The 14701-nt window shown below is 71.3% G+C and carries 14 protein-coding genes and 1 tRNA gene; 4 read left to right on the top strand and 11 right to left on the bottom strand.

The annotated features are described in order from the left end of the window. The first annotated feature begins 51 nt into the window (after positions 1-51). Genes V6R91_RS26060 through V6R91_RS26050 form a run of 3 tightly spaced genes read left to right on the top strand, consistent with a single transcriptional unit; the run spans position 52 to position 4270 of the window. On the top strand, positions 52-1674 hold the full coding sequence (locus V6R91_RS26060) for an ABC transporter ATP-binding protein (RefSeq protein ID WP_336397627.1): 1623 nt from the start codon (positions 52-54) through the stop codon (positions 1672-1674). Then, entirely contained in the window at positions 1671-3515 is a 1845-nt protein-coding gene (locus tag V6R91_RS26055) for an ABC transporter ATP-binding protein (protein WP_336397626.1), read from the top strand. The genes V6R91_RS26060 and V6R91_RS26055 overlap by 4 nt, the downstream gene beginning before the upstream one ends. Further along, complete coding sequence (locus tag V6R91_RS26050) at positions 3482-4270, top strand: siderophore-interacting protein (protein WP_336397625.1); 789 nt, start codon at positions 3482-3484, stop codon at positions 4268-4270. Before V6R91_RS26055 ends, V6R91_RS26050 begins: the two co-directional genes overlap by 34 nt. 40 nt (positions 4271-4310) lie before the next feature. Here V6R91_RS26050 and V6R91_RS26045 read toward each other — a convergent pair whose 3' ends face one another. From V6R91_RS26045 to V6R91_RS25995, 11 genes are all read right to left on the bottom strand, one after another. Further along, positions 4311-5129, bottom strand: a complete 819-nt coding sequence (locus V6R91_RS26045) for a CPBP family intramembrane glutamic endopeptidase (RefSeq protein WP_336397624.1) — start codon at positions 5127-5129, stop codon at positions 4311-4313. Then, positions 5126-5788, bottom strand: a complete 663-nt coding sequence (locus V6R91_RS26040) for a TetR/AcrR family transcriptional regulator (protein WP_336397623.1) — start codon at positions 5786-5788, stop codon at positions 5126-5128. Before V6R91_RS26040 ends, V6R91_RS26045 begins: the two co-directional genes overlap by 4 nt. A 146-nt stretch (positions 5789-5934) precedes the next feature. Next, positions 5935-6007: transfer RNA gene (locus V6R91_RS26035), tRNA-Arg, on the bottom strand. A 16-nt stretch (positions 6008-6023) separates the two neighbouring features. Continuing rightward, on the bottom strand, positions 6024-6728 hold the full coding sequence (locus V6R91_RS26030) for a DUF998 domain-containing protein (protein WP_336397622.1): 705 nt from the start codon (positions 6726-6728) through the stop codon (positions 6024-6026). Positions 6729-6785: 57 nt separating this feature from the next. Next, positions 6786-7175, bottom strand: a complete 390-nt coding sequence (locus tag V6R91_RS26025) for a DUF1304 domain-containing protein (RefSeq protein WP_271061538.1) — start codon at positions 7173-7175, stop codon at positions 6786-6788. Positions 7176-7218: 43 nt separating this feature from the next. Next, entirely contained in the window at positions 7219-8202 is a 984-nt protein-coding gene (locus tag V6R91_RS26020; protein WP_271061539.1) for a DUF4436 family protein, read from the bottom strand. A 75-nt stretch (positions 8203-8277) separates the two neighbouring features. Beyond that, positions 8278-9099, bottom strand: a complete 822-nt coding sequence (locus tag V6R91_RS26015; protein ID WP_336397686.1) for a CPBP family intramembrane glutamic endopeptidase — start codon at positions 9097-9099, stop codon at positions 8278-8280. A gap of 44 nt (positions 9100-9143) precedes the next feature. After that, entirely contained in the window at positions 9144-9869 is a 726-nt protein-coding gene (gene trmB / locus V6R91_RS26010; RefSeq protein WP_219084587.1) for a tRNA (guanosine(46)-N7)-methyltransferase TrmB, read from the bottom strand. A gap of 31 nt (positions 9870-9900) precedes the next feature. Continuing rightward, positions 9901-10740, bottom strand: a complete 840-nt coding sequence (locus V6R91_RS26005; RefSeq protein ID WP_271061541.1) for a DUF3097 domain-containing protein — start codon at positions 10738-10740, stop codon at positions 9901-9903. Between the two features lie 52 nt (positions 10741-10792). Continuing rightward, positions 10793-11515, bottom strand: coding sequence for a GntR family transcriptional regulator (locus V6R91_RS26000; RefSeq protein WP_336397621.1), 723 nt, complete (start codon positions 11513-11515; stop codon positions 10793-10795). A 42-nt stretch (positions 11516-11557) separates the two neighbouring features. After that, complete coding sequence (locus V6R91_RS25995; protein WP_271061543.1) at positions 11558-13000, bottom strand: MFS transporter; 1443 nt, start codon at positions 12998-13000, stop codon at positions 11558-11560. Between the two features lie 143 nt (positions 13001-13143). On the opposite strand from V6R91_RS25995, the gene V6R91_RS25990 reads away from it, so the two are divergent. Then, entirely contained in the window at positions 13144-14691 is a 1548-nt protein-coding gene (locus tag V6R91_RS25990; RefSeq protein ID WP_336397620.1) for a sulfatase-like hydrolase/transferase, read from the top strand. The last annotated feature ends 10 nt before the right edge of the window (positions 14692-14701 follow it).

The raw sequence follows: 14701 nt of genomic DNA, 5'->3' as shown, positions 1-14701 counted from the left end.
GCGACAACTTCCGTCGCCTGCGGAGATGCCCCGCTCCCTAACGTGAGAGGAGTGACTCCCCCGCCCCCGACCGCCCCGGCGACGCCGGGACGCCTGATCCGCATGGCGCTGATGTCGCACGGACGGGGATGGCGCCTGACCGCAGCCACGGCCGGGTTCATGCTCCATCAGGCATCCGAGGCGCTGGTGCCGGTGCTGATCGGCGTCGTCATCGACCGCGCCGTCCTCCCCCGCGACCCGGCAGCTCTCCTGCTCTGGTGCGGTGCGCTCGCCGCTCTGTTCGTCGTGCTGTCCGTCAGCTATCAGACGGCGAGTCTGGCCATGGTGCGGGTCTACGGCCACGGCGAGCACCACCTCCGCCAGCTCGCCATCGGACGCGTCCTGCATGTACGGCGTCTCGCTCCTCGCCCAGCCGGGGAGATCCTCTCCATCGCGACGAGCGACACCTACCGCGTCGCCGGCGTGGCCTGGAGCGTCGCCGAGCAGGGTGCCACGATCGCGGCGCTCCTGACGGCGGTGGTCACGCTCCTGCTCGTCTCGATCCCGCTGGGCATCGGCGTCCTTGCGGGCGCCCTCCTCGTCCTCTGGGCGATGGCGGCCCTGGCTCGCCCGCTGGAGCGGCGCGGCGCGGCGGAGCAGCGAGCGGCCGCGGCGGCGAGCGCCATGGCGACCGACGCGATCGCCGGCCTCCGGGTCGTACACGGCCTGGGCGCCCAGGGGGCGCTGCTGGCGCGCTACCGGCGAGCCAGCGCGGAATCGTGTTCAGGAGCGGTGCGCGCATCGCGCGCGCTCCTGAACTATCAGGCGGTGAGCACCGCGGTGTCGGTCGGCTACCTCGCCGTGCTCGCCGGGGTCGCGGGGTGGATGACGCTGCAGGGCGCGCTCAGCCCCGGCCAGCTCGTCACGGTCGTCGGCCTGGCTCAGTTCCTTCAATCCTCCCTCGAGCACATCGGGACATTCGGCGCGAACTGGGCGCACAAGCGCGCCTCCGCACGACGCCTGCATGAGCTGGTGACGGCCCCCTACGTCCTCCCAGGCGGGGAGTCCGTCGCCCCTTCCTCCGGGCCGCTGCGCTGGGCGCGGCCCGGAGGCGCTCCCGTCATGATGCGCGAGGGACGCATGACGGGCGTGCGGGTGAGCCGCGCCGATCAGGCCCGCGCGGTCGCGGCGCGGCTCGCCTTCCGCACCCCGCCGCACCCCGGCGAGGTCCTCCTCGGAGGCCGGGATGCACTCGCGCTCGGCCCCGGCGCCTACCGCTCGCGGGTCCTCGCCCCGCCCCACGACGCGACCCTCTTCACCGGGACGCTGCACGAGAACGTGGCCCCCGCGGGACCGCTTCAGGGCGACCTCGTGCGCACGACCGCGCTCGACGACGTCATCGCTCATGCAGGATCGGCGAACCACCCGATCGGGGAGTCGGGCCGTCGCCTCTCCGGAGGGCAGCGGCAGCGTGTGCTGCTCGCCCGCGCCCTGCATTCCCCGGCCGACGTCCTCGTGCTCGACGAGCCGGTCACCGCCCTGGATCCGGTCACGAAGCAGCGCGTCGCCGCCGGCCTGGCCCGCACCGGGCGCACGATCGTCGTCATCACCGCCGATCCGGTCCTTCTCTCCGCCTGCCACGAGGTCGTCGATCTCGGCGCTGCGGAGACGGAAGGGGACAGGGCACGCCCATGACCGATGTCCTTCCCGTCGCCGGCCCTCGCGACACCCTGCGCACGCTCGGACCCCTCCTCTCCCGCCGACGCGGCTCCGTCTCCGCAACGATCCTGCTGCTGCTCGCGGGATCCGCCAGCGCTCTGGCGATCCCGCCCGTTCTCGGCCGCATCGTCGACATCGCCCTCGACGGCGGTCCCCCGGTCTCGATCGCGTCGTGCGCCCTCGTGCTCGCCGGCGCCGGTGCGGCCTCCGCCGTGTGCTCCTGGTGGGGCGGGAGGCTGCTGGTCGCCAGCATCCAGGGGATGCTCGCAGAGCTCCGCGAGGGGGTGTTCGACGCCGCGCTGCGTGTCGATCCCGCCGTCGTCGAGGACGCCGGCAGCGCGGACGTCGTATCCCGGCTGACGGGCGACGTCGACGCGGTGACCGAAGCGGCGTCGGGGGTCCTCCCCCGCTTCGTCGGCGCCCTGTTCACGATCGTGCTCACCGCCACGGGCATGGCCGTGCTCGATCCCTGGCTCGCGGTGGCGGCGCTCGTCGCCGTGCCGATCCAGTTCCTCGCCGCAGCCCAGTTCCTCCGGCGCTCTCGGCCGCTCTATGTGCGGCTGCGCCGCGAGGAGGCATCCCGTGCGCAGGCGATCATCGAGGGCGTCACCGGTGCGGAGACCATCCGCGCGCACGGACGCGAGGAGGCGCGGCTCGCCCTGGTCGCGCGGCGTAGCCTCACCGCGATCGAGACCCAGCGATCGGCCGCCCGCGCACGCAATGTCTTCAACGGCACCCTGAACCTCGCCGAGCTCGCGGGGCTCGTCGCCGTGCTGGCGACGGGACTGTGGCGGGTCGGCGACGACGCGGTGACCGTGGGCGCCGTCACGGCGGCGGCGCTGTTCTTCCACCGGCTGTTCGGTCCGATCGGCGCGCTCCTGTCGAGCATCGACGACCTCCAGCGCGCCCACGCCGGCCTCGAACGCCTCGCCGGTCTCCTCGGACTGCCCCCGCAGGAGCGCACGGGGATCGTGATCCGAGACGGCGCCGTGATCCTGCACGACGTCTCGTACTCCTACCGGTCCGCGTCCACGACGCGGCCCGCCGTGGACGGCGTGAGCCTGAGCATCCCCACGGGCTCCTGCGTCGTCATCGTCGGCGCGAGCGGATCCGGCAAATCGACGCTCGCGCGCCTCGTCTGCGGCCTCGCCACCCCCGACGCCGGGACGGTCCTCGTGGGCGGCGCCCCCGCCGCCCGGGCGATGCGTGCCGATCACCGTCCGGCCGTGATGACCGTGACGCAGGAGACGCACCTGTTCCCCGGCACGCTCGCAGACAATCTGCGCCTGGCCCGCGCGGGCGCGACCGATGAGGAGCTCCGAGAGGCGCTCGACCGGGTCGGCGCCGAATGGACCGGCCCCTTCGAGGACGGCGTCGACGCCGAGCTCGGCCCGGACCTCGACGCGCATCGGATCCAGCAGATCGCGCTCGCCCGCGTCATCCTCGCCGACCCGCCCGTGGTCGTGCTCGACGAGGCCACGGCCGATGCCGGATCCGACGCCGCCGTGGACCGCGCCGTCGCCGCTGTGGCCCGGCACCGCACGGCGGTCGTGATCGCCCACCGACTGCACCACGCCGCGCTCGCGGACGACATCGTCGTGCTCGAGAACGGCCGGATCGTCGAGCACGGCACGATGTCCTCCCTGCTCGCCCGCGAGGGCCCGTTCCGGACTCTCTGGGCGGCGTGGCGCGACACGGCGCCACGCCGGCCCGTCGACACCGCGCGAACCATCACCGAGACCGACGCCCTCGAGATCGACCCCGCCGAAAAGGAGAACAGCCCGTGGCCGTGCCCTGCGCCCCCGCCCGCGTCGTGACCGTGACGCGCCTCACCCCCCACATGATCCGGGTCAGCCTGGAACCCCTCGGCGGATGGCGTTGGCACACGGACGGCATCGGAGACGAGCGCATCGACATCGCCCTTCCCCGCCCGGGCGAGACCGTCGCCGACATCGCCGTCTTCAACCTGCCCGAATACGGCTCGGGCTGGCAGGGTGAGGAGCCGCCGTGGCGCCACTACACGGTCCGCGCCGTGCACGACGGCGGACGACGGTTCGACATCGACTTCGTCGTCCACGGGCACGGCGTCGCCTCGTCCTGGGCGGAGCGGGCGGCCCCGGGTCACGTCCTCGGAGTCTTCAACGATCTGCCGAGCCGCTCGTACTACGACCCGCCCGAGGATGCGGTCGAGCAGATCCTGGTCGCCGACGCCACGGGCCTGCCCGGACTCGGTCGGATCGTCGAGGGCCTCGCACCGGGCACACGCGCGATCGCGATCGCGGAGGTTCCCGACGAGGCGGATGTCCAGGAGTACGCCACCGAGCGCGACGTCGAGTTCCGCTGGCTGATCGGCACGGGCAACGGCCGTGGTCCGAGCTCGCTCCCGCTCGCCGTCGCGGAGCTCGTCGCCCCCGCATCGCCCTGGTACGCGTGGGTCGCCTGCGAGGCGTCCGCCAGTCGTGCCATCCGTAGGGACCTCCGCGTACGACTCGGCTCCCCTCGGGATCGCCATCACGCGATCGGGTACTGGACGATGGACAAGGCGGGCGACGCTCCCGCCGAGGTCGACTGAGCCGGACGCTCCGCGCGGACCAGGGCGGCGGGGTCGACGCTCAGGAACGCGTCGCCGGCCTCCGACGGACGAATCGGGGAATGCCCACAACCGACACCGCGACGCCTGCGACCGTGAACGGGACGGCGCCCAGAGCCAGCATGGCGGCGACCTCTCCACCGGCGAACGCGACCACGTCGTGGGAAAACACGAGCTGCGAGCCCGTCTGGAACGCCGTGTGGAACCCGACGCCGACCCAGATCGACCCCGTGATCATCCGGAGATAGCCGAGCCCGATCCCCATCGTCAGGAAGAGGGACAGGTCCACCGGGCTCGCACCCCCGCGGAGCCCGGCGGCGAACAGCGTGAACAGCAGCGCCTGCACGACGATCGCCCACCACCGGGGTATCTCCCGTCCGATCAGTCCGCCGATGTAGCCCCGGAACGCCGCTTCCTCGGGCAGCGCCTCGAGGAGCAGCACCGCGGGGGTCAGCAGGAGCACCGTCCGCACGACGTCCTCGGGCGGTGCGGTCACCGTGAGCGGCGCGCCCAGCCCCGCCAGGACGCCGAACGCCACCGCTGCAGGAGCCAGCCACAGCAGCGCTCCCCACAACGCGAGCCGGATGCCTCCTCTCCCCCCGAGGCCCGCCTCGACCGTGGTCATGCGATCGCCACGTCTCAGGATCGCGATGACGGCGAACGTGAGAAGCGCGATCGCCGCGCCCCCCGCGCCGCGGGCGAGCAGGGTCCCGGGCGCCGAGGGCGCCGCATCATGCGGGATCAGCGCCGCCAGCAGCGTGACACCGATCCCGAGAGGCAGGACCGCGACGACGATCCGCCCGCTGACGACGAGGAGACGGAGGGCGGTGTCGGCTCTCACGGGCCTTCTCCGATGTCGTCTTCCCCGACGGCGAATGCGCGCAGGAGGAACGGGAGGGCGTGTCGGCGCAGGTCGCGGAGGTCCGCGTCCGGATCGCGCTGCACGACGGTGATCGCACGGTCGAGGACGCTCTCGGCAAGTCCCACCGCGACATCGAGGGGGAGGCGCCGGAACGCCCCGTCCTCCATCCCCTGTGCGAGGATGCCCCGCAGCAGCGCCGTGTCGTCGTCGGCCTCCACGAGGTACAGCGGTCTGCCGTCCGCCAGGCGGTGCGAGACGACGATCTCGACGGCTGCGGCGATCCGGCGACGATGGGCATCGACGTGCGCCAGGTACGCCTCGGCGTAGGCGCGCAGGCGATCGGTCGGCCCGGACATCCCCGCGACCGCGGAGACGAGGTCGTCGCCGAGCGCCGTGAACACGCTGTCGACCAACTCAAGAAGCAGGGCTTCCTTGGCGGTGAAGTAGTAGACGACCGCGCTCTTCGCGATGGCCGCCCTCTTCGCGATCTCAGCCAAGGAGGCGCGATGGTATCCGAGCTCGGTCACGGCGTCGACCGCCGCGTCCAAGAGCTGGCGGCGCCTCGCCGTCTCCGTGAACGTGGGCCCCGACGGCCGCGCACGCACCGTCGGCGCCTCGTGCGGGGGGTGAGAACGCATGGTCTCATCTTAGACCGATCGGTCTGATCCGCGATCCGGACTGCACCCTGCAGTCGGACACGGTATGGAACCCCGACGATGACCAGGAACGGAGAGAGCCCCGGCATGCTGTGCATGCCCGGGCTCTCTCGATCGTCCTGCTGACGTGCCCCCGACAGGAATCGAACCTGCGACCTACGGTACCGGAAACCGGCGCTCTATCCGCTGAGCTACGGAGGCGTACCGAACGATCCTATCAGCGCCCGAGGGGCTTCTCGGACACCGGCGTCCCGCGGGACCGTCGCCCCGCGACGATCAGGGCTCCGCCGACGAGGAACAGCCCGGCGAAGACCGGATACGCGGCGACGCGCTCGATCCCGCCGAGCCCGAGCCCGAGGTCGGATCCGAGCAGTCCCGCGGCGATCGCGCCCAGGCCGATCGCGGCCAGCACGGCGATCGCGAGGGCGAGCACCGGTCGCCCCTCGCGCGGGGCGAGGACGGCCACGGCGACCATCAGCAGGTTGCCGCCGAGGATCGCGAACAGCGCACCCAGGCTGTGCAGGAACAGCCGGACGGGATCGCCTCCGATCGCCTCTGCGAACGAGCCGGGGAACAGTCCGACCACGATCAGACCGATCGCGTGGACGACCGCGAGGACGGCGACGACCATGCGCGCGATACGGTGCGGGCGTCCGGCACGAAGGGCGTCGCCGAGGACGATCACCGCCGTCAGGACGAGGAGGCCTTGGAGCACGAGGGAGACGTCCATGAGGAGATAGGCGGGCGAGCAGACGGTCCGCCCGAGCTCCACGCATTCGGGAACCCCGAGGTCGCTGATGTAGTTCTCGCCGTAGCTGTACGGCGTCCTCGTCCAGGCGGCCGCCGTGATCGCCTCCGCGAGGAAGTACTGCACCCCGGCGAGCAGCAGCACGCCCGCGGTCGTCAGCCGAGTCCGGTCCATGGCTCCATCGAACTCCGTCGAAGAGCTTCGAGCATCTCGGGGCCGACGCCCCGCCTGTCAGGACAGGAGGTGGAGCACGAGAACGCCGACGGCGAGGAGCGGGAACGTGCCCTGCATGGCGGCGGCACGGAGCTTGCTGCCGTCCGCGAGGACGAGCACCAGGGCGGCGGCGAGCATGGTCCCGGTGCCCGCGAGCATCAGCGTGACGCCCGCGCCGACGATGCCGACCGCGGCCAGCACGATCCCCACCGCGGCCATCACCGCCAGGAACAGGTTGTAGAAGCCCTGGTTGAAGGCGAGCTGGCGCATGACGAGCGCATCCTGCTCGCTCGCCACTCCGAACACCTTCCGCGTCGCGGGCGCGGTCCAGCGCACGGACTCCAGGACGAAGATGAAGACGTGCACGAGCGCGGCGAGACCGGCGAGGATCGATCCGAGAAGGAGCATCCGACGATTCTGCCGCCCGGGACGCACGACCGCCAGCGCGTGGTCACCGGGGCGCGGCTCCGTCGGGGCGCTCGGCGTGTCCCCGCAGCGCTTCTCGGCGCCGCGCGGACGCTCTCGCCCGCAGGGATGCCGTGACCTCCGGCTGCGGGCTCCCCCAGCGGTACCAGCCCACGACGCTGATCATCAGCGCCAGGATGAGCCCGGCGATCACCCAGAGCACCACCAGATAGTCCACCCAGGACCCGACCGGCGGCTGGCCGGGCAGGAAGTTGCGCAGCGTCGGCGTCGCGAACAGCATGCCCGCGTTCCAGGTGAAGAAGCCGACCTCGACCCTCCGGCGCCCGCGGAACACCATGATCGCGACGGTGAGCCCGAGCACGGGCATGATGACCATGAGAGCCAGCAGGACGAGTCCGAACGCGATCGCCGCGGTCGCCCGCCGCACCTCGATCTCGTACTGCACGACGGAGCTCTGCCCCAGGACGTACGTCTGGTCGGTCTGCGCGAGCGAGATCACCCACCCCGGGACGTGGTGGGCGTCGAGCACCAGCCCGCCGGGCAGCGTCTGTGAGGCACCGTCACCCGCGGTGTATCCCACCGTGACGAGCGTTCGGGCGGGGTGCCGGTCGAACGGCCACTGCTCGATCTGGCCGCTCGTCGGAAGCCGGACGGTCTGCGGCACGTCGAGGTACCCGCCCGCGAAGGTCACGGTGCTGCTTCCGCCCGCGGACGTGAACAGCACCACCACGTCGCCGCCGTCCGACGCCTCGCTCAGCTGATCGCGGCTCTTCTTCGTGAGCGACACGTCGAAGGAGAGCCGATCCGTTCCCGCATCGACGTCGGTCGGCGTGAGACGCACGTGGACGGCGGCCGGGTCCTCGTCGGCCGGCGAGGGGGAGATCACCGGCGTCGTGCCCCGTGCATAAAGGAGGACGACGGCGGCGTACAGGGCGACGAACACCAGCGCGCACACCACGATGAAGGTCGGGAACGGTCGTCTCCTCGACGCCTTCGCCAGCCCGCTCACGCTCCGCCCCTCTCCGCCGTCCCGCTGCGGGCACGGCTTCTCCGACGCTAGCAGCGGGCCGGACGCCGCTTCGGCTCAGACGAGGAAGATCGGGAGCAGCCCCGGGTTGTGCGCGTGCACCAGCACGAGGAAGACGACCGCGTCGAAGAGCAGGTGCACGGTCACGACATAGGCCAGCGAGTGGGTGCGCAGGAAGATGAACCCCTGCAGCAGCGCGAACGGGATCGTGAGCACCGGCCCCCAGGCCCGATACCCCAGCTCCCAGAGGAACGACACGAACACGATCGCCTGCAGGAGGTTGGCCGCCGTGTCCGGGAAATGGCGGCGCAACAGGGCGAAGACGGTGCAGATGAAGAACAGCTCGTCCCAGATGCCCACGGCTCCGACCCCGACGAAGAGCCGGGCGATGAGGTCAGGGGTGTCGACCACCGGCCAGTTGAGATAGACGCCGCTGGTGATGAAGTAGTACGGCAGGATCGCCCAGCCGAGGACGAGCACCAGGACGAGCCATCCCCACTGCCAGGTCGTCCAGCGGCGCCCCGTCCGCCACGGGAAGCGGATCGCGCGATCGCGGAAGACGAAGCGGGACACCACGTAAGGGACCACCACTGCGCCGCCGAGCGCCAGGGTGAAGCGGAGCATCGCCGCGTTGTCCAGCTCGGCCGCCAGCGGGATGGCGCTGACGATCAGCAGGCCGAGGGCGATGAGGGTCAGGTCCCGGGTGAGGCTCTTCTCCCCCCGGTTCAGGATCCGTCCTCGCTCGGAGACCGCGGCGATGCCGATCCCCACGGCGAGCAGCGTCATGCCGAGCCAGGGCAGCAGGAGGACGAAGAAGGCCGGCGCCGCGAGGCACACGGCGAGGGCGGCGACGACCTGTGCGGCGCGCGGCCCTGACATGACCGGCGTCCCGCCGGTCGCGTCCACCTCCGCTTCGCCCATGGTCACCCCCGGTCGACGCGCCGATAGACGAGATCGCGGATGTCTCGCCCCTTGGCGATGCCTTTGCGCTCGAACGCCGTCATCACCCGGCCGTCGAAACGCTCGGCCCATTCACCGTCGAAGGCGCGCACGAACTCGGGCTCCGCGTCGAGGACCTCGCGCATCTGCAGGGCGTAGTCCTCCCAGTCCGTGGCCAGACGCAGCAGTCCGCCGTCGCGCAGCGCGTGCCCGGCGATCCGGCCGAACCCCGGTCGCACGAGACGACGCTTCGTGTGGCGCTTCTTGTGCCACGGATCGGGGAAGAAGACCCACGCCTCGTCCGCCGCCGCCTCGGGGAGGAAGGAGGACAGCACCTCGGGCGCGTTGGCCTCGACGAGACGGAGGTTGCGCACCCCGGCGCGGTCGGCGTCGAGCATGGTGCGGGCGAGCCCCGCCCGGAACACCTCGACGGCGAGGAAGTCGGTGTCCGGCCGCGCCGACGCCGCGGCGACGATCGCATGCCCCTGCCCCGACCCGACCTCGACGATCAGCGGGGCCGCCCGCCCGTAGCGCTCGGCGGGGTCCAGTCGGGCGTCCGGGTGCACCGACGTCCAGGCGACGTCGCGCGGCACGTCGATGAGGTATTGCGCGGACAGCTCCGCGAACGCACGCTCCTGCGCCTCGGACATCCGTCCGCTCCGGCGCACGAAGGAGACCGGTTCATCGCGGAAGGTGCGGGGCTCTGGCATCCCTCCAGGGTATCCGGGCGCAGACGCGGGCTCAGCCGGTCGGCTCGGTGACGAAGTCGATGAGCTCCTCCACCCGGCCGAGCAGGGAGGGCTCCAGGTCACGGTAGCTGGAGACCCTCGACAGGATCCGCTTCCACGCGTGCGCGATGTCGGCCTGCGTCTCGGCGGGCCAGCCGAACGCGTGGCAGATCCCGGTCTTCCAGTCCGTGCCCCGAGGGATCTGCGGCCAGGCGCGGATGCCCATCGCCGCGGGCGTCACGCACTGCCAGACGTCGATGTAGGGATGCCCGACGATCCGCAGATGCGCACCGTGCGGGCCTTGCAGGATGCGGTCGACGATGCGCGACTCCTTCGACCCGGCCACGAGGTGGTCCACCAGCACGCCGTAGCGGCGGGATCGACTCGGCGGCTCGGCGGCGAGCAGGTCGTCGAGCAGATCGATCCCCTGCAGGTACTCGACGACGACGCCCTCCACCCGGAGGTCGTCCCCCCACACCTTCTCGACCAGTTCGGCGTCGTGGCGCCCTTCGACGAGGATGCGGCTGGGCAGCGCGGCGCGGGCGCGCTGGTCGGCGACGGCGAACGAGCCCGACGCCGTGCGCTTCGGTCCCGATGCCTTCGCCGCCGGCACCACGAGCCGCACAGGCTCGCCGTCGATCAGGAAGCCGCCGCCGAGGGGGAACGCCCGCCGGCGCCCCTTCCAGTCCTCGAGCTCGACCAGGCCGCCCTCGACCCGCGTGATCGCCCCGCAGTACCCGTCGACCGCGACCTCGACGACGAGGTCCTTCTCCGCCTCGACATCCGTCGCCTTCTTCGTGCCCTTGTCCCGCCAGCCGGCGGCAAGGACATCCGATCCGTACCTGTCGTCCATCCCGACCAGCCTAGGTTCGGATGCTGCGCGGCAACGGACCGACGCGGGCACCTTAGCGAGCCACGACTCGTCGCACGCCGAGGTCGACGACCCTGGTGTCGAAGCGCAACACGGTGAAGACGACGGGTGTCGACGACGACGTGTACCCCGTGCTGGTGAGCTGGACGAGCGGGACTCCGGCCATGCTGTCCGGGAGACCGGGCGGGTCGAGGATCGCGTCGATCCTCCCGTCGATCCGTTGCAAGGGCTCGGGCAGACGCTCCCGCAGCGCCGAGATGAGGTCGCTGTCGGCGTCGCTGAAGGTGCTGAGATCCACGGGTGTCCCGTCGAACTCCCGAACGCACCAGTCCAGGACGTGCACCGCAGGCACCCCGTCCACCGTGAAGACGCGTTCCACCGCCCAGACCGGCTCGTCCGCCCCCAGGGCGGATGCCGCCTCGGGAGGGGCCGCGATCGCCGCCACCGAGAAGCGCTCGAGTCCCGCCGTGTGCCCTGACGCGGCGATGATCTCCGGCACGGGCACGATCTCACTGCTCAGGCTGAACGACGCCCGTTCGGGCGGATCGAGCACGATCGTCCCCACACCCCAGCGCCGCGCGACGAGTCCTTCGTTGACGAGCAGGCCCATCGCCTCGCGTACCGTGTTGCGGCTCAGTCCGACGCGTTCCGCGAGCGCGACCTCGGGCGGCAACCGGTCACCCGCTGCGTAGTCGCGGCGGATGAGCTCGCGAAGCTCCTCGGCGGCCTGATCGCGGAGAGTCCTCAGACGCGCCACTGCCGCACCCCCTCTTCGCCATCGCTCGGCCGTAGCGAAAGGCTACTCGATCCGGACCGGCGACCCCTTCGTCTCCGCAGGAGCGGGGACGATGCCGACGTTTCGCGACGGGATCAGCAGCGCGAAGGCCAGGCCCGCCAGAACCAGAGCCGCGCAGATCCACAGCGCGACGACATAGCCGGCGGAGGTCGGGGCGCCGTCCGTCTGCAACGAGGTGATCACTCCCCCGGTGACCGCGACGCCCAGTGACGCACCGATGCCGAAGGCCGCGGTGTTGAAGCCCGTGAGCGCGCCCGGCTCCTCTCGGGAGGCCAGGAGGACGCCGAGGCCGTCGAGCGCGGTGAGGACCATCCCGGTGTAGAACCCGCCGAGGACCAGCGCGACGACGAACGCCACCACCGGCTGTCCGCTGAACGCCGCGAGCACGCCGAGGGCGAGGACGGTGACGGTCGTCCCGACGAGGAGGATGCTCCGCCATCCGACGCGCGGCGCGATCGTCCCCGCCACCGGGGCGAGCGCGAAGCCGACGAGGGACACGGGCATGACGTACAGCAACGCCGCCTGCGTTGCACTCATCCCGAACCCGACCGCCGCGTTCTGCGCGAGCAGCGGGAGCACGAACCCCGTCGCACCGAAGGCGCCGGCGAGGATCAGCACGTTGGCCGCCAGGAGCGGCCAGGCGTTCCTCGACCGCAGCTCGGAGGGACGCATGAGCGGAGCGACCGCGCGGCGCTCGACCACCGGGAAGAGCAGCAGCAGTGCGAGGCCGCCGAGGAGCACCGCCCACGTGGGGACGCTCGCCCATCCCCACTTCCCGCCCTGAGACAGCGCCAGGGACACTCCGGTGAGGCCGCCTGCGATGAGCAGCGATCCCGCCCAGTCGACCCGCTGCGGACGCTGCGACACGGTCTCGGGCACGGCCAGCCGGCACACGACGAGCGCGACGGCCGTGAATCCGAGCATGATCCAGAAGACCGCGCGGAACCCCAGCCCGTCGACGACCGCGCCCGCGAGGACCGCCTCCCCTCCGCCCAGTCCGGCTTTGACGGCCGCGATGATCGCGAGCGCACGACTGAACGTCTTCAGCTCGAGCACGTCGTGGAGGATCAGGAAGGCGAAGGCGTAGACCGCGCCACACATCCCCGAGACCGTCCGTCCGACGAGGAACAGGCCGATGTTCGGCGCCAGCGCCGCCGCGAGATTGCCGGCCATCAGCACGCCCAGGCTGAACAGCAGCGCCTTCCGTCGGCCCGTCCAGTCGCTGATGCGCGTGACGATGATCGCCGAGATCGCGCCCATCAGCAGGAACAGCGTCTGTGCGAGCCCGACCGTCGCCGTGTCGCTCCCGAGCTCCTGGATGATCAGGGGGTTCGCCGGCGCGATCATCGTGTTGTTGAGCTGATAGCTGCCGACGGCGAGCAGGAGCGCGACGATCAGCCACGCGATCCGGCGTCGGGAACGGATCATCGTCTCGGCGGCTTTCATCCCTGCTCCTTCACAAGATTGGACCTTTGGATCTCTCCAACCACGGAGCAATCTCGCGCATTCGCGGCTCCTTGTCAAGCTCTAGTGGATGGTTTACAGCATTAAGGTCCAACCTTTAGTGTCTCAGGGGAAGGGAGCTCATCATGCATCCGAACATCCTCGTCTTCCTCAGCGACGACCACGCCCAATGGGCCGCCGGAGCCTACGGCAACCAGGAGATCCAGACGCCGACGCTCGACCACCTCGCCCGGACCGGGGTGCGCTTCGACAACGCGTTCACCAACTCGCCCGTGTGCTCTCCGGCACGCGCGTCCTTCTTCACCGGCCGGATCCCCTCTCAGCACGGCGTGCACGATTACCTGGGCAATGCGGACCCCGATCCTGGCGCCCCCGAGTGGCTGCGCGGCGAGAGGCTGCTGCCCGAGATCCTGAAGGAGCACGGGTACGTCACCGGGCTGAGCGGCAAGTGGCACCTCGGAGACGACGCCGCACCCGCCCGCGGATTCGACTTCTGGTACAGCCGCGGCGCCGCCGTCTCCGAGGCCGACGGGTACGAATCCCCCTGGCCTCGCCGCGCAGACGTGGAGCAGGCCTACGACCACCACGCGATCACGACCCATGCACTCGAGTTCCTCGAGAACCGCCCGCGGGATCGCCCGTTCTTCCTCGTCGTCGGACACATCGCCACCCACAGTCCGTGGTCCCGCGGGCTCGAGCGGCTCGTCTCCCGTTACCGCGGCTGCGCATTCACCGACATCCCGGATGACATCACCTATCCGTTCGGTCGGCTCCGCTCGGAATCGCTGTACCCGTCGCGCCGGGAGCCCTCCGAGGCGCTCGCGCAGTACTACGCGTCCGTCACCGAGATCGATGAGCAGGTCGGACGACTGCTCGACTCCCTCGCCTCGACCGGTGCGGCCGAGAACACCGCGGTGGTCTACACCTCGGACCACGGGCTCAACACCGGCCACCACGGAATCTGGGGCAAGGGAAACGGCACTCTCCCGTACAACGTCGTCGAGGAGTCGATCCGGATCCCCCTGATCGTCAGGTTCCCGGGCGGAGCGTTGGGAGGCCAGCGGAGGGCGGAGCCGGTGACGCACGTCGACACGTTCCAGACGATCCTGGACCTGACAGGGGCTGCCTGCCCATCGGATCGGGACACGCCGTACCCCGGCCGCAGCTATGCTCCGCTGCTGGTCTCGGCGCCGGATCCGGGGCGTGATGACGCCGTCTTCGTCGAGTACGGGACCCTGCGAGCGGTCCGGCTCGGCGACCTCAAGCTCGTGCGGCGGTACCCCGAGGGCCCGGACGAGCTCTTCGACCTCGTGCGGGACCCTCGGGAGACGCGGAACGCCATCCACGACCCGCAACACCACGAGGCGGTTGCTGCTCTCACCGCGCGGCTCGAAGAGTACTTCGCCCGCTACGAGGTGCCGGAGCACCGCGGGGTGGACGCCCGGCTGCAGCCCCGGCACAACCGCGACGAGGCCTGGAGGGACGACGGCACGATCCGCCTTGAGGAAAGCGCGGAATGGCTGGATCGCCTCGAGCAGCGCGCTCAGGACCGTCGGGCCCGGGTCGGCGCGGGCGCTGTCGAGCACGCGGGCCCTCACCCGCACGCCCGCGGCGACGATGCGTTCGCTGAGAGCGCTCGAGTCCGCTACCCGCTGTCGGAGGCCTGTGAATAGACTCGCAACC

The sequence above is a fragment of the Microbacterium sp. CCNWLW41 genome, from assembly GCF_037083505.1.
Note: the sequence above shows the minus strand (reverse complement) of the source record. Positions and strands in the feature narration are given on the sequence as shown.

What these genes read in the sequence shown, in the direction of transcription:
- V6R91_RS26055 (WP_336397626.1), top strand. Translation starts at nt 1,671, where the DNA reads ATGACCGATGTCCTTCCCGTCGCCGGCCCTCGCGACACCCTGCGCACG.
- V6R91_RS26040 (WP_336397623.1), bottom strand. Translation starts at nt 5,788, where the DNA reads ATGCGTTCTCACCCCCCGCACGAGGCGCCGACGGTGCGTGCGCGGCCG.
- V6R91_RS26030 (WP_336397622.1), bottom strand. Translation starts at nt 6,728, where the DNA reads ATGGACCGGACTCGGCTGACGACCGCGGGCGTGCTGCTGCTCGCCGGG.
- V6R91_RS26025 (WP_271061538.1), bottom strand. Translation starts at nt 7,175, where the DNA reads ATGCTCCTTCTCGGATCGATCCTCGCCGGTCTCGCCGCGCTCGTGCAC.
- V6R91_RS26015 (WP_336397686.1), bottom strand. Translation starts at nt 9,099, where the DNA reads ATGTCAGGGCCGCGCGCCGCACAGGTCGTCGCCGCCCTCGCCGTGTGC.
- trmB (WP_219084587.1), bottom strand. Translation starts at nt 9,869, where the DNA reads ATGCCAGAGCCCCGCACCTTCCGCGATGAACCGGTCTCCTTCGTGCGC.
- V6R91_RS26005 (WP_271061541.1), bottom strand. Translation starts at nt 10,740, where the DNA reads ATGGACGACAGGTACGGATCGGATGTCCTTGCCGCCGGCTGGCGGGAC.
- V6R91_RS25995 (WP_271061543.1), bottom strand. Translation starts at nt 13,000, where the DNA reads ATGAAAGCCGCCGAGACGATGATCCGTTCCCGACGCCGGATCGCGTGG.
- V6R91_RS25990 (WP_336397620.1), top strand. Translation starts at nt 13,144, where the DNA reads ATGCATCCGAACATCCTCGTCTTCCTCAGCGACGACCACGCCCAATGG.